General features: G+C 35.1%; 24 protein-coding genes and 1 riboswitch. Of the genes, 17 read left to right on the forward strand and 7 right to left on the reverse strand.

The annotated features are described in order from the left end of the window. The first annotated feature begins 97 nt into the window (after positions 1-97). The 13 genes from AC5LW9_RS11795 (at position 98) to thiD (ending at position 12,162) form a co-directional block, all read left to right on the forward strand. Positions 98-1,540, forward strand: a complete 1,443-nt coding sequence (locus tag AC5LW9_RS11795) for an LTA synthase family protein (RefSeq protein WP_493455952.1) — start codon at positions 98-100, stop codon at positions 1,538-1,540. Positions 1,541-1,547: 7 nt separating this feature from the next. Further along, entirely contained in the window at positions 1,548-2,171 is a 624-nt protein-coding gene (locus tag AC5LW9_RS11800) for a LysE family transporter (RefSeq protein ID WP_334323809.1), read from the forward strand. A 195-nt stretch (positions 2,172-2,366) separates the two neighbouring features. After that, positions 2,367-3,329, forward strand: a complete 963-nt coding sequence (gutQ, locus tag AC5LW9_RS11805; protein ID WP_086326159.1) for an arabinose-5-phosphate isomerase GutQ — start codon at positions 2,367-2,369, stop codon at positions 3,327-3,329. 186 nt (positions 3,330-3,515) lie between these two features. Beyond that, positions 3,516-4,037, forward strand: a complete 522-nt coding sequence (gene aroK, locus AC5LW9_RS11810; protein ID WP_039127531.1) for a shikimate kinase AroK — start codon at positions 3,516-3,518, stop codon at positions 4,035-4,037. A gap of 67 nt (positions 4,038-4,104) precedes the next feature. After that, the gene (locus AC5LW9_RS11815) at positions 4,105-4,872 is read left to right on the forward strand and encodes an SPOR domain-containing protein (RefSeq protein WP_198226937.1); all 768 of its coding nucleotides are present in this window, start codon (positions 4,105-4,107) and stop codon (positions 4,870-4,872) included. Positions 4,873-4,924: 52 nt separating this feature from the next. After that, on the forward strand, positions 4,925-5,746 hold the full coding sequence (locus AC5LW9_RS11820; RefSeq protein ID WP_039127536.1) for a Dam family site-specific DNA-(adenine-N6)-methyltransferase: 822 nt from the start codon (positions 4,925-4,927) through the stop codon (positions 5,744-5,746). A gap of 39 nt (positions 5,747-5,785) precedes the next feature. Next, entirely contained in the window at positions 5,786-6,463 is a 678-nt protein-coding gene (rpe, locus tag AC5LW9_RS11825) for a ribulose-phosphate 3-epimerase (RefSeq protein ID WP_198226935.1), read from the forward strand. Continuing rightward, positions 6,456-7,151 (forward strand): phosphoglycolate phosphatase, encoded by a 696-nt coding sequence (locus AC5LW9_RS11830; RefSeq protein WP_493455953.1) that lies wholly within the window; start codon positions 6,456-6,458, stop codon positions 7,149-7,151. Before rpe ends, AC5LW9_RS11830 begins: the two co-directional genes overlap by 8 nt. A gap of 38 nt (positions 7,152-7,189) precedes the next feature. Continuing rightward, on the forward strand, positions 7,190-8,185 hold the full coding sequence (gene trpS / locus AC5LW9_RS11835) for a tryptophan--tRNA ligase (RefSeq protein WP_493455954.1): 996 nt from the start codon (positions 7,190-7,192) through the stop codon (positions 8,183-8,185). A gap of 167 nt (positions 8,186-8,352) precedes the next feature. Beyond that, complete coding sequence (trkA, locus tag AC5LW9_RS11840; RefSeq protein ID WP_039127547.1) at positions 8,353-9,714, forward strand: Trk system potassium transporter TrkA; 1,362 nt, start codon at positions 8,353-8,355, stop codon at positions 9,712-9,714. 36 nt (positions 9,715-9,750) lie between these two features. After that, positions 9,751-9,853: riboswitch (TPP riboswitch) on the forward strand. 58 nt (positions 9,854-9,911) lie between these two features. Continuing rightward, a complete protein-coding gene (thiM, locus tag AC5LW9_RS11845; protein WP_493455955.1) occupies positions 9,912-10,700 on the forward strand; it encodes a hydroxyethylthiazole kinase in 789 nt (262 codons plus the stop codon). Positions 10,701-10,709: 9 nt separating this feature from the next. Beyond that, entirely contained in the window at positions 10,710-11,363 is a 654-nt protein-coding gene (thiE, locus tag AC5LW9_RS11850) for a thiamine phosphate synthase (RefSeq protein WP_493455956.1), read from the forward strand. Between the two features lie 4 nt (positions 11,364-11,367). Next, a complete protein-coding gene (gene thiD, locus AC5LW9_RS11855; RefSeq protein ID WP_493455957.1) occupies positions 11,368-12,162 on the forward strand; it encodes a bifunctional hydroxymethylpyrimidine kinase/phosphomethylpyrimidine kinase in 795 nt (264 codons plus the stop codon). 329 nt (positions 12,163-12,491) lie between these two features. Here the strand turns inward: thiD and AC5LW9_RS11860 are convergent, their stop codons facing one another. After that, entirely contained in the window at positions 12,492-12,944 is a 453-nt protein-coding gene (locus tag AC5LW9_RS11860) for an STY0301 family protein (RefSeq protein ID WP_493455958.1), read from the reverse strand. Between the two features lie 160 nt (positions 12,945-13,104). Continuing rightward, positions 13,105-13,590, reverse strand: coding sequence for an STY0301 family protein (locus tag AC5LW9_RS11865; protein ID WP_493455959.1), 486 nt, complete (start codon positions 13,588-13,590; stop codon positions 13,105-13,107). Positions 13,591-14,408: 818 nt separating this feature from the next. Here AC5LW9_RS11865 and AC5LW9_RS11870 point away from each other — a divergent pair. Further along, positions 14,409-14,636 (forward strand): hypothetical protein, encoded by a 228-nt coding sequence (locus AC5LW9_RS11870; protein ID WP_493455960.1) that lies wholly within the window; start codon positions 14,409-14,411, stop codon positions 14,634-14,636. A 185-nt stretch (positions 14,637-14,821) separates the two neighbouring features. Here the strand turns inward: AC5LW9_RS11870 and AC5LW9_RS11875 are convergent, their stop codons facing one another. Together AC5LW9_RS11875 and AC5LW9_RS11880 are read right to left on the reverse strand one after the other, a co-directional pair. Further along, entirely contained in the window at positions 14,822-15,025 is a 204-nt protein-coding gene (locus tag AC5LW9_RS11875) for a heavy-metal-associated domain-containing protein (RefSeq protein WP_198226913.1), read from the reverse strand. 458 nt (positions 15,026-15,483) lie between these two features. Then, entirely contained in the window at positions 15,484-15,732 is a 249-nt protein-coding gene (locus AC5LW9_RS11880) for a hypothetical protein (RefSeq protein ID WP_493455961.1), read from the reverse strand. Positions 15,733-16,442: 710 nt separating this feature from the next. Between AC5LW9_RS11880 and AC5LW9_RS11885 the strand changes: the two genes are divergently transcribed. From AC5LW9_RS11885 to AC5LW9_RS11895, 3 genes are all read left to right on the forward strand, one after another. Next, on the forward strand, positions 16,443-17,015 hold the full coding sequence (locus tag AC5LW9_RS11885) for an RNA 2'-phosphotransferase (RefSeq protein WP_493455962.1): 573 nt from the start codon (positions 16,443-16,445) through the stop codon (positions 17,013-17,015). Between the two features lie 396 nt (positions 17,016-17,411). Beyond that, entirely contained in the window at positions 17,412-18,584 is a 1,173-nt protein-coding gene (locus AC5LW9_RS11890; RefSeq protein WP_493455963.1) for a M20 aminoacylase family protein, read from the forward strand. A gap of 15 nt (positions 18,585-18,599) precedes the next feature. Further along, entirely contained in the window at positions 18,600-20,024 is a 1,425-nt protein-coding gene (locus tag AC5LW9_RS11895) for an MFS transporter (protein ID WP_086326098.1), read from the forward strand. A gap of 168 nt (positions 20,025-20,192) precedes the next feature. Here the strand turns inward: AC5LW9_RS11895 and mnmE are convergent, their stop codons facing one another. From mnmE to AC5LW9_RS11910, 3 genes are all read right to left on the reverse strand, one after another. Then, the gene (gene mnmE, locus AC5LW9_RS11900) at positions 20,193-21,554 is read right to left on the reverse strand and encodes a tRNA uridine-5-carboxymethylaminomethyl(34) synthesis GTPase MnmE (RefSeq protein ID WP_086318505.1); all 1,362 of its coding nucleotides are present in this window, start codon (positions 21,552-21,554) and stop codon (positions 20,193-20,195) included. A 125-nt stretch (positions 21,555-21,679) separates the two neighbouring features. After that, positions 21,680-22,273 carry a YdcF family protein gene (locus AC5LW9_RS11905; RefSeq protein ID WP_493455964.1) on the reverse strand — a complete coding sequence of 198 codons (594 nt, stop codon included), beginning with the start codon at positions 22,271-22,273 and terminating at the stop codon, positions 21,680-21,682. A gap of 18 nt (positions 22,274-22,291) precedes the next feature. After that, positions 22,292-22,855, reverse strand: a complete 564-nt coding sequence (locus tag AC5LW9_RS11910) for a DNA-3-methyladenine glycosylase I (protein ID WP_493455965.1) — start codon at positions 22,853-22,855, stop codon at positions 22,292-22,294. Positions 22,856-22,902 lie beyond the last annotated feature (47 nt).

Raw genomic sequence — 22,902 nt, forward strand, 5'->3', positions numbered from 1 at the left:
ATCAATTTTGATTATCACAAAATTACAATAGCACTTTTTTATTTATTAGTATTATGTATATACTGTTACCAAAATTGATTATTGAGTAATACGTTTTATGCCCTTATCTACGCTCGTTATTTTGCCTTTTTTGGTATTAACTATTATTTTTGCTTCACTATTTCAACAAAAAAAATGGCAATTAGTGACCATCACATTCATGACCGTTCTTATCGTGATGGAACTCACCTCTGTCTACTTTAGTGGAGGTTTTATTGACTATCAGTTTTATGTGAATTTAAATGTAAATGATATCATTGAAGGGTTATTCATTTTCAAACTGCAAGCAGTATTAGTCATTACTGTCTTTTTGGGATTGGTATTTTTATTGTCAAAATTAGCCAATCTATGCAAACGTAAATGTCGGTTATTTATCCGCTTATTATTTGCCATTCTTGCAATCATCTCAATAAGTTACCATAACGGCCCTTTAAGTCGTTTATATGAAATATATCAAGTAACAAGTGCACCTCGCGAACCATTTAAACAAGCACTAGCATCATTAAATATGGTTGATTATCCAACCAAAGATCAGATTGTGAGTCAAAAGGGCAAAAATATTATTGTTTTATCTCTTGAATCCTTTGAACAAGGTTTTTTAGATTTTGAAGAAATTACACCCAACTTACGACAGTTACGCCAAGATTATACTTTCTTTGCTAATATGCCAATGAGTGCTGGCAGTAGTTGGACGACCGCTTCAATGTATACTTATATGACAGGCATGCCGTTTCTAATTGGAGGATACACAACTTCCCCATTAATGAAAGCAGATCAAACACAATTAGTAAGCTTGGGTGATGTATTAAGGCAAGCAGGCTACCAAACACGTTATGTAATGGCGGGTCCTAATTTTGCTGGAATTGGTCATACGGCAGGGTTATTTGGTATGCAAATCGTCTCGGAAGAAAATTATGTTGGTCAATACCCTAATGCCCCATTTGGATTATATGACAAGGATATTTTAGATATAGCTCAAAAACAAATTATCGAGATGAATCACTCAGGTAAACCATTTGCGTTATTTATTTCAACAGTTTCAACTCATGCGCCGAATGGTTTTAATGATGAGCGCATGAAGTCAGTTATATCACCTAAAAATGATAATATGTCATTTGTTGCAGCTTCACTCGATTATAATGTTGGACAATTTATCCGACACTTAAAAGATAATGGATTATTAGATAATACTGTATTTTATATTTTCCCCGACCATTTAATGATGGGTGCAGGCACAGCAACAATTAATCGCCTATCAGAAAAAGAGCGTAAACTTTACTTACTGACCAATGCTAAGAGTGAAAATTTACATAAAACGCCCGATCAAGTCATCTACCAAATTGATTTACCGCGTTTAATTTTAAATGGCGCACAAGTTGAAAGTAATGCTAAATTTTTAACAGATTACCTAACTGAGCCAAATTTCAATAAAAAACAATTTATTGAACAAAATAAATCAAAAATTGCAACAATAAATAACTCTGCGCAACTATTTAAATAGGTACAAAATGACGGCTGATACATTAATTTTAGTCACGACTATCAGTTTTTTAGGGATGATTTCACCTGGACCAGATTTCTTTCTGATTTTAAAAAACAGTTTAAGTTATAGCCGAAAAACTGCGTTGATGTCTTGTCTGGGCGTAATTATGGCGATATTAATTCATATGAGTTATTGTGTTGCAGGTATTGCCATACTCATTGCAACAACACCAATACTTTATAATGGGTTACGTTATGCGGGTTCAGCTTACTTGTTATGGATCGGAATAAAAGCGTTATTAGCAAAAAACACCGGTACAACTTATCTTACACAGCAATCAAACAATAAATGTATTTCTGCTAAAACAGCCTTTATGCAAGGCCTGTTTTGCAACCTACTTAATCCTAAAGCAACATTATTTTTCTTAGCAATTTTCACTCAGGTATTGAATGCCGATTCATCAATAATGGATAAATTACTCGTAGCACTTATTATTTGGATAGAAGCTGTTTTTTGGTGGCCTTTTGTTGTCTATATATTTCAAACACAAGCGGTACAAAGAAGATACTTTAAAATACAAATTATTATCGATAAATTATTAGGTATTATTTTAATAACTTTGGGGATAAAAGTTGCTTTAGGATTTTAGGGTAAATTCATCAATAATTTTTTACTGAAACGTTATCTTCTCCTGAAACTTTTTTACATAAAAACTTTCTTTTTTTGAATCTTGTATAGTTAATTGATACACTGTTAGCCATATGATTGACTGTAATCAGCTACTCTTTTTTATCGATTATAGTATTATGATTTAATTATAGTTAATTACATTAGGTTAGTAAATATGAACAAATTGTTACAATATGGTCGAGAACTTCTTGAATTAGAACTTCATGAAGCCCAAAAATTACCCGATAGACTAGGTAAAGATTTTGTTGAAGCTTGTCAGCTTATTTTATCGAATAAAGGGAAAGTCGTGGTATCAGGTATTGGAAAATCGGGGCATATTGGAAAAAAAATTGCAGCATCATTAGCCAGTACTGGTAGCCCCGCTTTTTTCATGCACCCATCTGAAGCCTTACATGGGGATTTAGGTATGGTCACTGAAAATGATGTAGCGATTCTTATCTCATATTCTGGACGAGCAAAGGAATTTAATTTTATTTTACCGATACTTTCATCAATGAACGTACCTGTAATAGCAATTACGGGTAGATTGGATTCGCCGTTAGCTAAATCAGCACAAGCTGTGCTTGATATATCTATCGAAGAAGAAGCGTGCCCAATGGGACTTGCACCGACTTCAAGCTCAACCAATACGCTACTCATGGGTGATGCGCTTGCTATTGCTGTGATGCGTGCACGTGGATTTAAAGAAGAGGATTTTGCTCGCTCTCATCCTGCGGGTAGTTTGGGGGCTAAATTACTCAACCATGTTAAAGATGTCATGCGACAAGGTGATTTAATTCCAAAAGTACCACACACTGCAACCGTATTAGACGCCATGTTAGAATTAAGCCGTACTGGAGTGGGTTTAGTTGCAATCTGTCAGGATAATAATAAAATAATTGGTGTTTTTACCGACGGGGACTTACGCCGGTTATTGCTCAAAAATGGTACATTGCAAGATAGCATTAGCGCTGTTATGACTAGCCCTGGCTTTCAAATACCTGAGAATTGGAAAGCGGTCGAAGCACTAAAATCATTTAATGATCATAATATTACTGCAGCACCTGTGGTTAATAGTGCTGGTGAATTAGTAGGCGCATTAAATATTCATGATTTACACCAAGCAGGAATAAGCTAAAAACTATTATAAATACTTATTGCAAAAAGGTACTATCTATTGAGATAATTACCGACCTAAATTTTTGTCGTTAGACGGAGATCCAAGAAAAGTTACACCGTTAACAATGTAAATGATTAAATAAATCATAGAACGTTAACGTTGTGTTGTATATTTTAACCAAAATTAATAGATGATGAAACTACAATGGCAGAAAAGCGAAATATCTTTCTAATTGGCCCAATGGGGGCAGGAAAAAGCACAATTGGCCGACAGATTGCACAACAGCTAGGCATGGAATTTTTTGATTCAGACCAAGAGATTGAAAAACGTACAGGCGCTGATATTGCATGGATTTTTGATTTAGAGGGTGAAGACGGATTCCGAGCCAGAGAAGAAAAAGTCATTAATGAATTGACTGAAAAACAAGGTGTAGTACTTGCTACTGGTGGTGGTTCAGTGCTATCGAAAGAGACGCGCAATCGATTATCGGCTCGTGGCATTGTTGTTTATCTTGAAACAACCATTGAGAAACAAATGGCTAGAACTCAAAAAGATAAACGTCGCCCACTTTTACAAGGTAGCAATACTCCAAGAGAACTTTATGAAGAACTTGCTGGAGAGCGCGAACCTCTTTATGAAGAAATTGCGGATATTACAATCAAAACTGATGAACAAAGTGCTAAAGGTGTTGCAAGTTATATTATTGAGAAAATAGAGCAAATTTAAGTCGCTTATTTTAGAAATAATGGTGCTTTGTGAGGCTATAAATCTTTTGATAGGTTAAGGAGTCAATATGCGTGTAGATAAAGACGATCGTTATATATCAGAACAACCTAACAAGGATTCAATGCTCCCATTAAAATGGCCAGATTTTCTTCAAAATTATCCAAAGAAAAAACTTATTATTTGCGGTTTAATAATCCTAATTATTTTTTTATTACTTAGCTTGATTATTTTCCGACCTTCACAAACAAGCGAACCAACGCCATTAACGCCTCCTGTGGTTAACGGTGTTGCTTCAACAGATGAAACGGATACAACTAATGCTATTCACAATGGGCAAAGCAATGTTACAGATAATGGTAAGACACCTGATAATGCTTTAGCGAATTCAGAAAGATCAACTCCATCTAAACCTGATGTGCCAAAACCATCTGAAAATAGCAGTAATAGTATAAATTCAACTGATAATCCAAATGTGGCGTCAAATGCCAATCGTAATGGCGAAAAAAAACCAACTAAAAATACAGCTAATCTAAACGATGACAACAATAGTTTAGCTAAAAACTTTAGGATAAGAGATGATCATTATGTGATTCAAATTACTGCATCTAGGTCGGCTGAGGGCTTAAAAAAATTTGTTACACAAAATAAAATAACGGATTACCAGATTTATGAAACTCAATACAGCAATGGTAAATGGTTTATTTTAGTTAAAGGTAATTATTCATCACTTGATGAGGCTCGTAAAGCGATCAAATCACTACCCGCTGCTCTCCAAAAAGATAAACCATGGGTTAAATCTGGAGCAGAAGTAAATAAAGAAAAAATAGTAAATTAATAAAGGATATCGTCCATTTATCCTACTAGCAACGAAAAAATAGGAGCAACCGTTGAAGAAGCAACGAGCCTTTTTAAAATGGGCCGGAGGAAAGTATGCGCTTGTAGACACAATTAAGCAATATCTACCAGAAGGGGAGCAATTAATTGAACCTTTTGTAGGCGCAGGTTCTGTTTTTTTAAATACCGATTACAAAAGTTATATTTTAGCTGATATCAATCATGATTTAATTGCACTATTCAAACTACTAAAAACAAACCCTGATCAATTTATTAATGATCTTAGACCATTATTTAATGAGCAAAATAATCAATCTGAGGCATTTTACCAACTCCGAGATGTTTTTAATGGTAGCAACGATCAGTATTTAAGATCGTTACTCTTTGTCTATTTTAATCGACATGGTTATAACGGCTTATGTCGTTATAATACTAACGGAAAATTTAATGTACCTTTTGGTCGATATAAAACAGTCTATTTTCCTGAAAAAGAACTCTACTTTTTTGCTGAAAAAGCACAAAAAGCTGAGTTTATTTGTGCGCCCTATCACGAAGTGATGCAAAAGGCTGGACAAAATTCGGTGATATATTGTGATCCACCTTATATTCCACCTAATAAATCAGGGGGATTTACATCTTATTATTCCAATATATTTGGCTTTGAAGAGCATGAAAATTTGTCAAAATTAGCGGAAACAGTGGCATACAAAAAAAATATACCCGTACTGGTGTCTAACCATTATACTGATTACACCATGACGCTATATAATAAAGCGAGTCATCTTTATCGAGCTGAAATGCGTCGTTCAATCAGTTGTGCTGGTGGAAGTAGAAAAAAGATTGATGAAATTTTAGCTTTATATAAAAAGTCATGAGTAGGCTCATATGTAAAGTTGATTATTTAGAGGTAGGTTATGAAAGAATTTATTATAGCACCATCCATACTATCCGCTGATTTTGCTCGTCTTGGTGAAGATACTCAAAAAGTACTTGATGCTGGTGCCGATGTTATCCATTTTGATGTAATGGATAATCATTTTGTACCCAATCTAACTATGGGTTCAATGTTTTGCAAAGCGTTACGTAACTATGGGATCACTGCACCCATTGATGTGCATTTAATGGTTTCACCGGTTGAAGAATTAATTACCTCTTTTGCTAAAGCGGGTGCTACTAATATTTCTATTCATCCCGAGGCGACCATCCATTTGGATCGCTCAATACAATTAATCAAAGATCATGGTTGCAGTGCTGGTATTGTGCTTAATCCAGCTACCCCTTTAGATTACTTAGATTATATTATTGATAAAATTGATATTATTTTATTAATGAGCGTTAACCCTGGTTTTGGTGGACAGTCTTTCATTCCATCTACCTTAAAAAAATTACAACAAACCAGAAAACGCATTATTGAATCAGGACGAGATATTCGTTTAGAAGTCGATGGTGGCGTAAAAGTTGACAACATTGCCGAAATTGCCAAAGCGGGTGCCGATATGTTTGTTGCGGGCTCAGCTATTTTTGGTGAACCCGATTACAAAGCAGTAATTGACGCTATGCGCCAACAGTTAGCAGGAGTAACACATGCATAAATTACAAGATATTCAAGCAATCGCCTTTGATTTAGATGGTACACTCGTTGATAGTGTGCCAGGACTTGCACTTGCTGCACAAAACATGCTTGCAGATTTAAAACTACCCACAATAACAAACGAACAAGTAAAAAACTTTGTTGGCAATGGCATTGATGTAATGTTAGAGCGCATTTTTAAAGCGATCAATGTTGTTCCATCAACTGAACAACTTTCCCAAGCTAAAACCCTGTTTAATCAACATTATGACAAAGTGATGGATGCTGAAACTAAGCTGTTTCCGCATGTGAAAGAAACCTTAAAAACGCTGCATGAGAATCAATATCCACTGGCACTGGTAACCAATAAGCCCGCTCAATTTTTGCCTGCCCTATTATCGTCGCTTGGCATAAAAGAGTACTTTTCCCTAGTGCTTGGTGGTGGTGATGTTATTAAATTAAAACCCCATCCTACTCCGTTATACCAAGTCATGGCAACCTTTGGTTTATTTAGCGATCAATTATTGTTTGTAGGCGATTCTAAAAACGATATTACTGCCGCACAAAATGCCAAATGCCCGACGGTTGCACTAACTTATGGGTATAACTATGGCATCTCGATTGCAACGAGCAATCCCGATTTTTTATTGGATGATTTTAAAGATATATTAACCTTATTACCTCAGCCTAAAGCTGAAGCTAAGAAATAATAAGCAAAGATAAAAAATAACTAGATTAGGAATAAATTATGAGTAAACCGATTGTATTTAGTGGCGCTCAGCCATCAGGCGAACTAACACTTGGCAACTATTTAGGGGCTTTAAAAAACTGGGTAGCGTTGCAAAACGAATATGATTGCGTTTATTGTATCGTCAATCAGCACGCAATTACTGTACGTCAAGACCCACAAAAATTGCGCAAAGCGACCCTTGATACATTAGCCTTATATTTAGCATGTGGCATCGATCCGAAGCAAAGCACTATTTTTGTACAATCCCATGTACCCGCTCATGCTGAACTAGGTTGGGCATTAAACTGTTACACCTATTTTGGTGAACTCAGTCGAATGACACAGTTTAAGGACAAATCAGCTCGCCATGCCGAAAACATCAATGCGGGTCTATTTGATTATCCAGTTTTGATGGCTGCCGATATTTTATTATATCAAGCCAATTTAGTACCTGTTGGTGACGATCAAAAGCAACACCTTGAATTATCGCGTGATATTGCTATGCGTTTTAATGCGCTTTATGGCGATATCTTTACTGTGCCAGAGCCTTTTATTGCTAAAGTTGGTGCACGGGTCATGTCATTACAAGATCCAACCAAAAAAATGTCTAAATCAGATGAAAACCGCAATAATGTGATTGGATTACTTGAAAATCCTAAAGACATTGAGAAGAAAATCAAACGAGCAATGACCGATTCTGACGAACCACCAGTCGTACATTACGATTTAAAAAATAAAGCTGGTGTATCTAACTTACTTGATATCTTAACAGGTATTACAGGTAAACCGATTGCTGAACTTGAAAAAGAGTTTGAAGGCAAAATGTACGGACACCTTAAAACTGAAGTGGCAGCTCAAGTGATTGATATGTTAACAGCGTTACAAACTAAATATCACCAATATCGTGATGATGAAAGTTACTTACATTCAATCATGCAAGAAGGTGCAGAAAAAGCACGTTCAAAAGCCGAACCAACCTTGAAAAAGGTTTATGACGCAATTGGTTTTGTATAAACAATTTTAATAAACTGTTTTAAACAAAATAAACCATTAACTGCTAAACCACAAATTGATAGTTATAACTTAAAATCGCTAACTATCACAAAAAAATAGTATAGATTGGCTTTAATCAACGAAGTTAGTGAATAACGATTAAAGCCATCTAAATATATGGGTTAGTTATGAAGATTATTATTCTTGGTGCTGGACAAACAGGCAGTGCTTTAGCTGAATACCTTGTTACCGAAAAACAAAACGATGTAACGGTGGTCGATGAAGATCATGATAAATTGCAATCTTTACAAGAGCGTTTTGATTTACAGGTTATTTGTGGCAAATCATCATATCCACAAGTATTAGAAAGTGCGGGTGCTGAATCGGCTGATATGCTGGTTGCCGTCACTAATTCGGACGAAGTGAATATGATGGCCTGTCAAATAGGTCACGTTATGTTCAATATTCCGCAAAAAGTCGCACGTATTCGTGCACCAGAATATAACGACGAAAAATATCCATTTTTCAATAAAGATTGCATTAATATCGACCATATTATTGCTCCAGAAAATCTAATTACTAATCACGTAAGTCAGTTAGTACAATATCCAGGCTCGTTACAGTTTGCCTCTTTTTACGATAACCGTGTATGTTTGGTTGCAGTGACGGCTTACTATGGTGGAGCCTTAGTCGGAAGCGAATTGTCTGAACTGAAAGAACATTTACCCCATGTTGAAGCCAGAGTGGTTGCAATATATCGAAAAAATCGCTTTATTCGCCCATTAGGCTCTACACTCATTGAAGCGGGTGATATGGTTTATTTCATCACCCCACCTAGCAATATCAAAGCAGTAACAAGTGAATTACAGCGGCTAGAAAAACCTTATAAACGCATCATAATTAGTGGTGGTGGTGGCATCGCGATTGCTTTAGCTAAACGTTTAGAGAATGACTATCAAGTTAAATTAATTGAACGTAACGCTGAACGTGCCGAATTAATTGCCGAACAACTGGTTAATACCACGGTTTTACATGGTGAATCGTCAGATCAAGAGCTGCTATCACAAGAACAAGTTGAACTCACAGATCTGTTTATTGCTGTAACAAGTGACGATGAGTCTAACATTATGTCATCCATGTTAGCTAAAAGAATGGGCGCTAAAAAAGTGATTGTTTTAATCCAAAAGCAAGCCTATCTTGAACTGATTAATGATAGCGTTATAGATATTGCTATTTCACCACAACATGCCACTATTTCAGAGCTATTAAGCCATGTAAGACAATCGGCGGTTGTTAAAGTGGTCTCTTTAAGACAGGGCGAATCTGAAATTGTCGAGGTGATTGCACATGGAGATAAAGAGAGTTCCAAACTGGTGGGTAAAAATATCAACGGTTTAAAATTACCTTCTGGTGCTACCATTGGTGCGGTAGTGCGTGGTGAAGATGTAATTATCGTTAATACGGATTTAACCATCGAAACGAACGATCATCTCATCATCTTCTTACCTGACCGACGTGACATAACCGATATAGAAAAATTATTACAATAACTTGTGTTAAATTATTAGTCAGTCCATAATAAAAGCTCTTTTGACTCGGGGTGTTTTTTGTTACCCACAAAAAACTGAGATTTTACCCGTTGAACCTGATCTGGATTATACCAGCGTAGGGAAGTCTAAGCCTTAAAAGTCCTCAATTGGCACACTCTTCCCTAAGCTAACTTTATAACTTATTGTAAGGAAAGAATATGTCTGCCACTCAAGCCCTGCAAATAACCCAAGCAAGATCTTTTATCGATCATGTAAAACAACAACATCCATTAGTACACTGTATTACTAATGATGTGGTTCAAAATTTTACAGCGAATGTATTATTAGCAATTGGCGCATCACCAGCCATGGTCATTGCTAAGCAAGAAGTTGCCTCATTTGTGCAAATTGCCAATAGTTTACTAATCAATGTTGGCACCCTTGATAGCAATAGTGCAGAAAGCATGTTATTAGCAGCTGCCAGTGCTCAAAAAAATCACATACCATGGGTACTCGATCCGGTCGCAGTCGGACCAGCACTTGCTTATCGTACCGATATAGTCCATCAATTAATTGGTTATAAACCTACCGTTATTCGTGGTAATGCTTCAGAAATATTAGCTTTAAATAGTGATAACTCATCTGCCAAAGGTCCTGACGGTCAAGATTCTACTGAATCGGCCTTAAATGCAGCTAAACAGCTTGCCCAAAAACATCAAACCATCGTTAGCATTACCGGAGATATTGATTATATTACTGACGGTAAACAGACTTACAGCATCACAGGCGGGGATATAGCATTAACTAAAATTACTGGTACTGGCTGCTCATTATCAGCCATGGTTGCAGCTTTTATTGCTGGCTCATCTAATACCTTACTTGCTACAGCGTCAGCCTGTTTTATGATGAAAAAAGCTGGAGAGCTTGCCAACAAACAACAAGGGTTAGGCACTTACGCAGTATCGCTGATCGATCAGCTTTCACTATTTAACCCATCACAAGTATAAGGAAATCAGATGAATAAACTTCTCGACTTAAGTCTCTATTTAGTCCTAGATCCAATTTTATGTGGTGGTATTACTGGCATGGTAGAGACCACAAAAATCGCTGTTGCTAATGGGGTAACCGCCGTTCAATTAAGATCAGAACATGAATTTTCTGGTAAAAATTGGTATTACGCAGCATTAGCATTAAAAGAAGTGTTAAGCGATACCCGTGTTCCTTTACTTATTAACGATCATGTTGATATAGCCCTAGCAATTGACGCTGATGGTGTCCATATTGGGCAAAGCGATTTACCTGTTGATGTCACACGTAAATTAATTGGCAATGACAAATGGCTAGGATTTTCGGTCGCTAATCGCCAACAACTTAATGAAGTCCCATGGCAACTTGTCGATTATATTGGGATTGGTCCAATTTATCCTACCACCACGAAACAAGATGCCGCACCAGCAATGGGCATGCCACAATTAACCCAATTAGTTACGCTAAAACAGCGCCCTGCTGTGGCAATAGGTGGCATTAATGCCAATAATGCTACCTCAATATTGCAAAGTGGTATTGAAGGCATCGCTGTCGTTTCGGCAATTTGTGGTCAAAAAGATATACAACAAGCCACACTATCGCTACTTGAAAAAATCCAACAAGCTAAAAATAATAAGGGGTAATATTATGACAACCGTTGCTTTAACCATTGCTGGTTCTGATCCAAGTGGTGGTGCAGGTATCCAAGCTGATTTAAAAACTTTTTCAGCTCTCGGAGCCTATGGAATGTCAGTAATCACCGCCCTTACCGCACAAAGTACCCAAGGCGTTGATAGTGTATTGGCAATTGATCCTACATTTGTGGCTGAACAATTTAATACCCTATATCACGATATAAAAATTGATAGCGTGAAAATGGGAATGCTAATGAATAAAGAGATCGTAACGACTGTTTATCATCTGCTGAACAATAACCCTATTGCTAACATTGTGCTTGATACGGTGATGATCGCTAAAGGGGGACATACGCTGTTAAAATCTGACTCTGTTAGTGCTATTCGTGAACTATTAATACCTTTATCAACGGTAATAACACCCAATCTTCCCGAAGCAGCAACGTTACTCGATTGTGAAGAAGCAAAAAACGAAGATCAAATGCAACAACAAGGTCATGAGTTATTGAAATTAGGTTGTAAAGCAGTTTTAATGAAAGGTGGGCATTTACCCAGTCCAGAGAGCCCGGATTATTTAATAACCCCAATGCAAACGATTAGAATGGTCTCACCGCGAATTCAAACTAAAAATACTCATGGTACGGGTTGCACATTATCGGCAGCAATTGCGGCACTGCTGCCTAAACATGGTTTAGAAGATGCCATACAGCAAGCGAAAGACTATTTGCAAGGTGCAATTACTCATGCAGATGAGTTAAACATTGGTCAAGGAATTGGTCCAACGCACCATTTTTATCAGTGGTGGTAGATTAAATTTTTTAATAAATACTGAAACTGGTGTGTCGAAAAAAGAGTTAATATGATTTTTAAACATAACGACACACCAACAGGACATAAATATCTAAAATTATCTCAATCCCAATTTCAATTAATTAATGGAATTGCTTTTTTATTACTCAAAGACCAATAACCATCAAAAACGTAGGAATTAAAATCACGATTACATTTAACATGAATCACAAATACGCTATCTTTAAGAAGTAATCCTTAAAGATACGGGTCATGATTCAAAAGGTTTTGCTCTCTCTTTCAATGCAATCATAATTTTTGTATTGAAAGATTTGTACATCAAATAAACTAATGCAGATTCTTTGCTTCACTCACACTACAGTAGAGCGATCCTTGTTTTGTATCTTTATCTTCTGAATAGAGCGCCCAGCAACTCTTCATTGAAAGATCAATCTTTTTGGTGATTGCAACTCCGCTCGCATATTGACAAACAACATAATAAGGAGCGGTATCTTTGACATGATTCACTTCCCATACTAATTTTTGTTGTTGGCCATCAATTGTGCCTCTTGCAGGTACCAATGAAGCTTTGTTAGCGGGTTTATCATAAAAAAGTCCCAAATTAAAAAAAGATGAAGTGTAAGTTCTATCTTCCGAAATTTCCCATCCATCTGGCATTTCTTCAACTTTGACTTTGATTGTCATCTCTTTTGGACAATCAATCTGATATGCATTTACAGTAAAAACACTTGCCAAACAAGCGATGGTTATCATAGCGCTGTATAATCTTTTTCCTTTCATATTCTAGTTTCCTTTAAAAACTGTCTTTGCTATTAATAAATAGGAAAAACAATTAATATTAAAATAATTACGACAATTACATAAAAACATTGGATCGCTATAATTGCCCTTTTAATAAATTCGATTATTAATTATTCTAGTTTGATAATAAAGTTTAGACCTAATTATTTGTTTCGTTTGTTTCATTATTGGTACAGTTAAGTGAAACAATACTATTTTCTACTTTGCCATATTTATCCTCAGAATAAAAACTCTTGCAAATATTCACCGAACGATCAATTTTTTTTATCAATTGGATAAAACTTCCGTCATAACTACAATTGACATAAAATGGCACATCTTCAATAGGCGGACTTACCAGCCATGTAAGCTCAAACTGTTTACCCCAATTTTTACGACCGATTAAAGTTTCTTGAGGCTTTTGTTCTATCATTTTAACGGGTTTATTGTAAAAAACAGATAGGCTAGCAGGTTCATATAAAGCACTATCTTCACTCTCAATAACTTCCCAGCCATCAGGAAGGTTTTCGACAGATGTTTTAACTTTGAGTGCTTTAGGACATTCAATTTGATAAGCATTCACAGCAAAAACGGCAGCCAACCAAGCCATTGAAACGACAGTGATGTGTAAGATTTTTTTATTCATCTTATAAATCCTTTTAAAATCAATTATTGCTTAAATGATTATGCCAACACCGTAACAAAGGTCAAGATGAATTAATCTTTTAAATAAAATAAGAAATTTTTCATAAAACAAATTTGTTAAAAAGTTTCAGGTAACGCATACGTTTCAGTAAAAAACCGTGATATTTGTAAAAATTATTCAGGAGTCTATACCGTTTCATTATCAATTTGGAGGACAATTTTTTTACTATTACGAGATATTTTTTTAGCTATATTTATCAAATTATTCAAAATTATAAATGATATTTTCCGCTCTATCTTTCACTGAACTTTTCTTCGGAAATCTGCCTGCATTGATATCCATATAAAACGGTTTAAAGCAAATCTCAATTTATTGCCATATTAGATTGGTTTAAACAACATTATTTATGTCAAAAAACAGATCGATAAGTATAACATTATTAATAAATATTAACCTGTTTTATTAAAAAATCCCCAAGTTAAGTTTACTAAGGTATCAATCTTTTCGATGAATACTTCGATTTTATTCGTTGGTTTTATTGCATTGTAATAAATATAATTTTTAGCAATAAATTCATTTAATTACTTTATAGAAAAATGGTTACACGACCAAATGACGAAACATGATTATGGATTATTTAAAAATTGTGCAACCTTTTAGTGTTGTGTGAAAAATAAACCAGTGACTACAGCAATCTAAAATAAATATCTTTTAAAAAGACATATTAGAATGATAAAAAATCTTCATAAACAGGGTTTCGATACCTCAAGACGTTACTTTGCTACAGCAGCAATTTTAATCAGAGTCGGGATAAAGAAATGTTTACTAATGTTAAAAAAAATCGAACTGTTATTGCTTCTGGAATGTTGTCGACAGCCAGAACAACAGGTCAGTCAATTGGTGCAGCCATTGTGGTAGTGATAATTATCGCATTAGATGGTGTTGGAGGAATAGACTTTGTAAGATTTGTTTTTTATGTTTTTAGTTTCGCAAGCCTTATAGCTGCATTCGCGTCTATAGTGAGTATATCCCGTATCCACCGTTAACTAAGTTACACACCCATTTGTGACGGTATAGACTCCTGAATAATTTTTACAAAAACTAAACATAATCTATTAAAATTTCTAGAGAATTTGCTTTAGCGTTTCTTCAATTATTCTGTGATATAAAAAAGGCGATTTTTAAATTAATCGCCTAAATTTATTAATATTTAAGTAGATATCATTAATTTCTAATACGAAATACCCACAAATTCAAATCCAGCGTCATTAATTGCTGCAATTGCTGCTTCTTGCGAGATTGTACCACCTTCTATATCAACTTCATGCTTAGCAAGATCTACCGTTACTTTCGCTTTGGAATCGATAGCATTGATTGCTTTAGTAATGGTATTGACACAATGTTGGCAACTCATATTATCGACTATTAATTTCATCATTAACCCCTTTTGGTTATTTAATAATTTAATTACTCTTTTAGCAAAATTAAGGTATCCCCTAAATAAAAATAAGTTTGCTAGCTAAGTAAGGCGTAACGACTATATTACGCCAATAAACTGATAAAAAAAATAGTTTGGAATATTTTTAAAACCACTCAATTAAATACACTGTTCCAATAAACAACTGATCATCATAATTTAAATAAATAACGGTACTAATATTAGCTCGTGACCTTCAATAAAGCTATCTGACTTATTTTTTTAAATATATCGTCATATCCGCCATATGTGTAGGAATAGATGGTAATGCCAAATGTTGCTGTATTTATTGTGAGTAATCTCCCTTTATTTTAGCTGCTAAGCTAGCCATACCACTAAAAAAGACAAATTGATGTTGGAATTTACGAAGTAGGTAACTGATATAAAAAATCCCAGTTTTTAGACTGGGATCTTAATTATTTGCCAATCATATTAATTCCTAAACGACGGCACTCTAAATACCAAAGATAGATCCCGATTGGAATACCTAAAGGAGCTATTTTGCAGGCTATATATATATCTTCAGTGTTAATTACAAATTGATTTATTTTAAAATACAACAAAATTGAAAATATTAAACTTGTAATTAAAATAATCAAAAACAACAGTAAAGGTATCGCTATACATACAAACAATAATGCTAAATATTTTCTATACTTCTTCATCTTACTTTCTCCTTTATCAAATTATTAATCTTATTGTCAATTAATTCTCATCTAACGAAATTTACGACTCTTTTAGTAATAGTGGATATAAAGCTTTGCGCAGCAGGTTTAGTAATTATCAAAATACTAATTAAGACTTATTTATATTGCTTCAAAATAAAACAGTAACTGTGTTTGACTTACTTATCAGATCAAAATGAAAGAAAATAACTTAAAAAAATTATCGGTAAATATAACCTCAATAGTGCCACAAGCTCTAAATAACTATTTAAAAAAGCCAGATAAAAAAGGGCATCTAATGAAGTTACCTAAATTAAAAAACATTTGTTGTCTATTTTATCAACAAATCTATGAATATTACATCTAATTCAGATAAAAAAAGCAAACAGCACAGAAATAAAATTGGTAACGATATAATTAACTTTGAAATATAAAAAATTAATCATCCTTTTGATAGGTTAACGTAAAAAACTATTTAGAATAAATCGATAAAAGATTATTGATAATTGCAACACATACCTTTTGAATTTAGTTAGTCGATATTTTATGTAGAAATAATTTAGACATGCATACCATTTAATTAATATTTTTACATTTGATATGATTATATATGTTTGATAATTTGCCGTATATTTTAATAATATACCTTGTATTACTTTTAATAAAAGATAAAATCAAACTTATTATTTAACCGTTCAAATATTAAGTGCATGAGTAAAAAATCAAATATTAAATGTACGAGTAAAGATTTAGAGAAGATTAGTAGATTTTTAAGCTATATCTTAAGGCATAAACCAGAAGCGATAGGTATCACATTAGATAGTAATGGTTGGGTTGGAATAGATGTTTTAATTCGGCAAGCGAAGAAACATGGTATGCAAATTTCTCAAGATTTAATTACCGAAGTCGTGAGAACCAATGATAAAAAACGCTTTACTCTGTCCGAAGATAATTTAAAAATTCGTGCAGCACAAGGGCATTCAACTAAGCAAGTTAATATAGCGTATAATGAGAAAACTCCGCCTGAATATTTGTATCATGGTACAGCAACCCATTTTCTTGATTCAATTTTTCAACAAGGTTTGATTGCAGGCGAACGCCATTATGTTCATATTTCAATTGATGAAAAAACAGCTATAGCCGTTGGTAAACGTCATGGAAAACCGATTGTCTTAAGAATTAAAGCGTTAGCAATGTGTCAACAAGGTTTTAAGTTTTATTTAGCCGATAATGGGGTTTGGTTAACGAATAATGTGCCAAGCCAATTTTTAGAAGTTATTTAAAATAAATCGGTATAACTAAAAAAATAATCTCTATTCATTTGTATAAAATTATTTAGTTAAGGTAGTGCACACTTTTAGATTAATTTAGAGTATCTCTATTAGACAAATCTATTTCTATTTTTTAGAATCGATAATAGTGCGGTTAGTTTAACGCATTCTATCCTTATTCTTCGTAAATTCATATCTTAATACAAGTTTGACATAACAATTTTCAAATATTACATGATAGAAATCATCGACATCAGCAAAAATTGAGGGTATTGTATATTTATTCATCTAAGCAGGTGTTGTGATTAATTTGTCTGCTGTTTTTCATTTTGATCTTGGCTCAGATGTGTAGTTGTCTTTTTTTTATTTTTTTCATAAACGATATTCAGGTTAATTAGGAGCCGAAAAATGCAACATATTATGGAAACAATTAGGAAAACAGAACAAGAATTTATTGAGATTCGACATCAAATTCATCAGCACCCTGAAGTAGGTTTTGAAGAGAATAAAACCAGCGATTTGGTTGCAAATAAATTGACTGAGTGGGGATACGAGGTTCATCGAGGGTTAGCCAAAACAGGCGTCGTTGGTGTTTTAAAAAATGGTACCAGTAATAAAAAAATGGGTATCCGAGCCGATATGGATGCTTTACCTATAGTTGAAGCCTCCGGAAAACCTTGGAGCAGTCTTATCCATGGCAAATTTCATGGTTGTGGTCATGATGGGCATACCACTATTTTACTGTGTGCAGCTAAATATCTTGCCCAAACCCGTAATTTTGATGGCACGTTACATGTCATTTTTCAACCTGCAGAAGAGTTATTGTATGGTGGAAAGGTGATGGTGGATGATGGCTTATTTAAAAAATTTCCTTGTGATGTTATTTTCGGTATTCATAATATGCCCGGATTTAAAGAAGGCCATTTTTATTTTAGAGCCGGTGCACTTATGGCTTCATCCGATACCATTCATATCAATATTAAAGGGAAAGGTGCTCACGGCGCCATGCCTGAACGAGGAATTGATGCGACCCTTGTCGCATGTTATATCGGCACTGCACTGCAAAGTATTGTTTCTCGTAATGTTTCTCCGTTTGAGCAAGCTGTTATAACCATTGGTTGTATTCAATCTGGTGAAGCGCCGAATGTTGTTAATAGCGATGCACTTATGAAACTAACCGTTAGAGCATTAGATAATGATACTCGAACTTTATTACTTAAACGTATTACTGAAATTGCCACTTCTCAGGCGGAAAGTTTTGGTGCCTGCGTTAAAATCGAGCATGTCAATGGTAGTCCTGTTTTACATAATGGTGCGGATGCAACAAAATTTGCATTTGACGTTGCCCAAAAATTATTCGGAGAAGATCGTGTTCATGATAATTGTCATCCTTTTATGGGCAGTGAAGATTTTGCATTTATGTTAGAGAGTAATCCAAACGGTTGTTACATGATTATTGGCAATGGTGATGAACCTGGTTTTTGTAGTGTACATAATCCTGGTTATGATTTTAATGATAAATGTATTGTTCCTGCTGCGTCATATTGGGTTGCATTAACTGAAACATATTTAAGTAAATAAGGATAGCGTACATCTATGGCTAATTTAAATATGTCAAATTCAACAAATTCTGAAGCTGTGCCATTTAAAAATGATAACCGGTTAATATTAGGTATTGTATTAGGGGTCATTACTTTTTGGCTTTTTGCTCAATCAATTGTCAATGTTGGGCCAGCAGTTCAGCATTCTGTCGGTATTACACCTGCGTCTTTTAATTTGGCGGTGAGTTTGACCGCCCTCTTTTCGGGTTGTTTTATTGTGGTTGCTGGCGGACTTGCTGATCGTTTTGGGCGGGTTCGTTTTACCTATTTAGGTTTTATTTTAAGTATTATTGGTTGCCTTTGTTTGATCTTCGCTCAAGGTGAAGTGTTATTCATCATTGGACGCATTATTCAAGGTTTGTCTGCCGCCTGTATTATGCCCTCGACTTTAGCATTAGTGAAAACCTATTTTCAAGGTAAAGAGCGCCAGCGCGCATTAAGTTTTTGGTCGATTGGCTCTTGGGGCGGTTCAGGTACTTGTGTGCTTGCTGGCGGTGCTATAGCAACTTATTTGGGTTGGCAGTGGATTTTTATTATTTCTATCATCTGTGCTGTGCTCGGTATGCTGTTATTGAAAGGTACACCAGAAACCAAAATTGAAGATCCTTCAAGTTTGCCAAAATTTGACTATGTAGGACTATTTGTTTTTGTTATTACTCTGGTTTCATTAAATCTTGTGATAACTAAAGGATCAACATTTGGTTGGACAAGTGTCGTGACATTATCCTTGGCTACGGTATGTTTTGTTTTTCTTATTTTATTTTTTGTTATTGAAACACGTAAAGCGAGTGGCGCTTTTATCGATTTTTCATTATTTAAAAATGTTCCTTACCGTGGTGCTACTTTATCTAACTTTCTGCTCAATTCTGTTGCCGGTACATTAATTGTTGCAAGTACTTATACCCAACAAGGACGAGGCTTTACACCTTTCGAAAATGGATTATTGACCATTGGTTATTTAGTGTCAGTGCTATGTATGATTCGAGTTGGAGAAAAAATCTTACAAAAAGTAGGCGCAAAAAAACCAATGTTACTCGGGCCATTAATTACTGGTTCAGGAATTGCGTTGATGACGCTGACTTTCTTACCCGATACGCTTTATATTATTTCGGTGTTAGGGGGCTATATTTTATTTGGTCTTGGCTTAGGTTTTTATGCAACGCCATCAATCGATACCGCAATATCAAGCGCTCCTGAAGATAAGGTCGGTATTGCATCAGGAATTTATAAAATGGCAAGCTCATTAGGCGGTGCATTTGGTGTAGCCATTTCAGCATCCACCTATTCAGCAATTATTGCCAGTGGTCAAAGCATAGCAATAGCTGCAGCACTAGGACTCTGGATTAGTGTTGGATTTTGTCTGTTATGCTTTACCTCAATTTTAATTTTAGTTCCAAGCAATGCCGGTAAGAATAAATAGATCAGCTTAACTTTTTATTATCTTAAAACTCATCATTGGGGTAGAACTTTTAACTTCTATCCCTATTTTTTAAAGATAGATGGATTAAACCCATAAAGCTGAAAAAGCAATATAGGGTTAATTATGAGAAATATTCATTAACATTATGAATTTTTTGGCACATTCAATTTATTTGCCAATACAGAATGAACTGAATATTCTTCCTAATAAATCATCAGAAGTAAACTGTCCAGTGATTTCACTTAAGGCTTCTTGAGCTAATCTTAACTCTTCGGCTAAAAGTTCACCTGCATGGAATGTTATAAGTTGGTATTGACCATTATTTAAATGCTCAGAGGCTTTTTCAAGTGCTTGCAGATGACGACGTCGAGCTAAAAAACCACCTTCTGTACTGCTCGAAAATCCCATAGCTTGTTTTAGATGCTCACGCAATAATGTCACACCCTCTCCTGTTCGAGCAGATAATTGAATAAGCGCATATCCCTCTTCTTCGCTATAACCAAGTGCCTCGCCCGTTAAGTCTGCTTTGTTGCGAATCACTGTAACAGGTATATTTTTTGGTAAGCGTTCAATAAATTCTGGCCAAAGTTTTTCGGGATTAGTTTCATTCGTTGTTGTGCTATCGACCATAAATAAAACGCGATCGGCTTGTTCGATTTCTTGCCATGCACGCTCAATACCTATCCGCTCTACTTCGTCACTTGCTTCACGTAGTCCAGCGGTATCAATGATGTGCAAAGGCATACCATCAATGTGAATATGTTCACGAAGTACATCGCGAGTAGTACCTGCAATATTGGTAACAATAGCTGCATCACGTCCAGCTAACGCATTAAGTAAACTGGATTTTCCGGCATTTGGTCGACCAGCAATAACCACTTTCATCCCTTCGCGCAATAGAGTGCCTTGTTTAGCTTCTTGGCGAACTTCGTTTAATCGTTCAATAACTTGATTCAGTTCTGCTTCTATTTTACCGTCAGAAAGAAAGTCAATCTCCTCTTCCGGAAAATCGATAGCCGCTTCCGTAAAAATACGCAAATGAATCAAGGATTCAACCAGTGCATTAACCTTTTTAGAAAATACACCTTGCAAAGATGAAATAGCAGATTTGGCCGCCTGTTCTGAACTGGCATCAATTAAGTCAGCAATCGCTTCGGCTTGGGCTAAATCAAGCTTATCATTTAAAAATGCCCTTTCCGAAAACTCACCCGGTTTGGCAATGCGCACGTTAGCGATTTCAAGTACGCGTTTTAAAAGTAAATCTAAAATAACCGGGCCGCCGTGTCCTTGTAATTCAAGCACATCTTCACCAGTGAATGAGTGCGGATTAGGAAAAAATAGAGCAATACCTTCATCAAGTGTTGAGCCATCGTTAGCTAAAAATGGAAGATATTCGGCATACCTTGGTCTAGGTAATTTACCTAATACTGCCTGCGCAACCTCTTGCGCTTTAGGGCCTGATATACGCAAAATACCAACACCACCTCGACCTGGTGGTGTTGCTTGCGCAACAATTGTATCTGATTTCATATTTGTTTATAGCTAATTTAAATTTTGATGGTTAATAATATCATGGACGCTCGGCAAAAACAGTAGTGACTAACGCTTTTGCCGTGATTCGTTAATTTTAGCGTATTTTATCCATCGTTTCGTAGTTAATTTGTGGTTTTTGTATTATCACTAGGGTGATCAAAGAGCCAAGAATTTGCTAATGCAAGTGGCTCGCGAATTAATGCAACATACTTATCACCATTATTAAACGCTAATGGTGCCGATAAACCCGATACATCATGCACACCGGAACGTTTAGCAAGCATTATTGAGCGTAAAATATGAAAATCATTGGTAACGACCACCGTGTTGCCTAGAGGTAACACCCGATTGGCAAAAATAAATTGCTCAGCAGTGCGCCTTGATTTATCTTCTTGATAAACTCGGTTTGCCTCTATCCCTTTATCAATAAGATATTTTGCCATTACACTGGCTTCTGTTGCTGATTCGTCTTCACCTTGTCCACCACATACAACCACTTTAGTTTGAGGATTTTGGTTTAGATATTGAACAGCGACATCTAATCTGTCAGCTAAAGTTGGCGATGGTATAGCGGGAGTACCAATGACTTGTGTGCCTAATATAACCATGGTTTGAGCATGTAGACTCGGTTTTTTCGCAGCATAAATATAGATAACAATGTTACAGACAATAAAATAGATTAATATTAATAAAAAACCATATTTTATTAATTTCATTTAACATTACCCCTTATTTCACTTTTTAAAACAATTTTCAAAATGATCGTCGACAAGTCCCATTGATTGCATGAAAGCATAGCAAATGGTAGAGCCGACAAAGGAAAATCCTCGTTTTTTTAATGCTTTTGACATTCGATCAGAGATGTCAGTATTAACAGGTACTTCACTCTTATCTTGAAAGTGATTGATTATCGGTTTATTATCAACAAAAGACCAGATAAATTGTGAAAAATCTTCACCATTTTTTTGCATATTTAAATAGGCATGAGCGTTTTTGACAATACTGTTGAGTTTTAATCGGTTGCGAATTAATCCTTTATTTTCAAGCAAATGTTCAATATCCTCAGGCATAAGTTGGATGATTTGATAAGGGTCGAAATTAAAAAAACAACGACGATACTCATCGCGCTTTCTTAAAATAGTAATCCATGATAATCCTGCCTGTTGTCCTTCAAGACAGATTTTTTCAAATAATTTTAAGCTATCATATTGGGCTATTCCCCATTCATTATCATGATAATCAATATAAATTTGGTCATTTAAAACCCAATCACAGCGTGTTTTATTAGTATTATTCATTCTTGTTTTCATCCAAATTATTCAGTATTTTAAAAAATTTATTAATT

This window comes from Gilliamella sp. LMG 34360 (assembly GCF_984568995.1).

Excerpts from the sequence above, each read along its gene's own strand:
- AC5LW9_RS11795 (WP_493455952.1), top strand. The coding sequence starts at position 98 with ATGCCCTTATCTACGCTCGTTATTTTGCCTTTTTTGGTATTAACTATT.
- AC5LW9_RS11800 (WP_334323809.1), top strand. The coding sequence starts at position 1,548 with ATGACGGCTGATACATTAATTTTAGTCACGACTATCAGTTTTTTAGGG.
- gutQ (WP_086326159.1), top strand. The coding sequence starts at position 2,367 with ATGAACAAATTGTTACAATATGGTCGAGAACTTCTTGAATTAGAACTT.
- aroK (WP_039127531.1), top strand. The coding sequence starts at position 3,516 with ATGGCAGAAAAGCGAAATATCTTTCTAATTGGCCCAATGGGGGCAGGA.
- AC5LW9_RS11815 (WP_198226937.1), top strand. The coding sequence starts at position 4,105 with ATGCGTGTAGATAAAGACGATCGTTATATATCAGAACAACCTAACAAG.
- rpe (WP_198226935.1), top strand. The coding sequence starts at position 5,786 with ATGAAAGAATTTATTATAGCACCATCCATACTATCCGCTGATTTTGCT.
- AC5LW9_RS11830 (WP_493455953.1), top strand. The coding sequence starts at position 6,456 with ATGCATAAATTACAAGATATTCAAGCAATCGCCTTTGATTTAGATGGT.
- trpS (WP_493455954.1), top strand. The coding sequence starts at position 7,190 with ATGAGTAAACCGATTGTATTTAGTGGCGCTCAGCCATCAGGCGAACTA.
- trkA (WP_039127547.1), top strand. The coding sequence starts at position 8,353 with ATGAAGATTATTATTCTTGGTGCTGGACAAACAGGCAGTGCTTTAGCT.
- thiM (WP_493455955.1), top strand. The coding sequence starts at position 9,912 with ATGTCTGCCACTCAAGCCCTGCAAATAACCCAAGCAAGATCTTTTATC.
- thiE (WP_493455956.1), top strand. The coding sequence starts at position 10,710 with ATGAATAAACTTCTCGACTTAAGTCTCTATTTAGTCCTAGATCCAATT.
- thiD (WP_493455957.1), top strand. The coding sequence starts at position 11,368 with ATGACAACCGTTGCTTTAACCATTGCTGGTTCTGATCCAAGTGGTGGT.
- AC5LW9_RS11860 (WP_493455958.1), bottom strand. The coding sequence starts at position 12,944 with ATGAAAGGAAAAAGATTATACAGCGCTATGATAACCATCGCTTGTTTG.
- AC5LW9_RS11865 (WP_493455959.1), bottom strand. The coding sequence starts at position 13,590 with ATGAATAAAAAAATCTTACACATCACTGTCGTTTCAATGGCTTGGTTG.
- AC5LW9_RS11870 (WP_493455960.1), top strand. The coding sequence starts at position 14,409 with ATGTTTACTAATGTTAAAAAAAATCGAACTGTTATTGCTTCTGGAATG.
- AC5LW9_RS11875 (WP_198226913.1), bottom strand. The coding sequence starts at position 15,025 with ATGAAATTAATAGTCGATAATATGAGTTGCCAACATTGTGTCAATACC.
- AC5LW9_RS11880 (WP_493455961.1), bottom strand. The coding sequence starts at position 15,732 with ATGAAGAAGTATAGAAAATATTTAGCATTATTGTTTGTATGTATAGCG.
- AC5LW9_RS11885 (WP_493455962.1), top strand. The coding sequence starts at position 16,443 with ATGAGTAAAAAATCAAATATTAAATGTACGAGTAAAGATTTAGAGAAG.
- AC5LW9_RS11890 (WP_493455963.1), top strand. The coding sequence starts at position 17,412 with ATGCAACATATTATGGAAACAATTAGGAAAACAGAACAAGAATTTATT.
- AC5LW9_RS11895 (WP_086326098.1), top strand. The coding sequence starts at position 18,600 with ATGGCTAATTTAAATATGTCAAATTCAACAAATTCTGAAGCTGTGCCA.
- mnmE (WP_086318505.1), bottom strand. The coding sequence starts at position 21,554 with ATGAAATCAGATACAATTGTTGCGCAAGCAACACCACCAGGTCGAGGT.
- AC5LW9_RS11905 (WP_493455964.1), bottom strand. The coding sequence starts at position 22,273 with ATGAAATTAATAAAATATGGTTTTTTATTAATATTAATCTATTTTATT.
- AC5LW9_RS11910 (WP_493455965.1), bottom strand. The coding sequence starts at position 22,855 with ATGAATAATACTAATAAAACACGCTGTGATTGGGTTTTAAATGACCAA.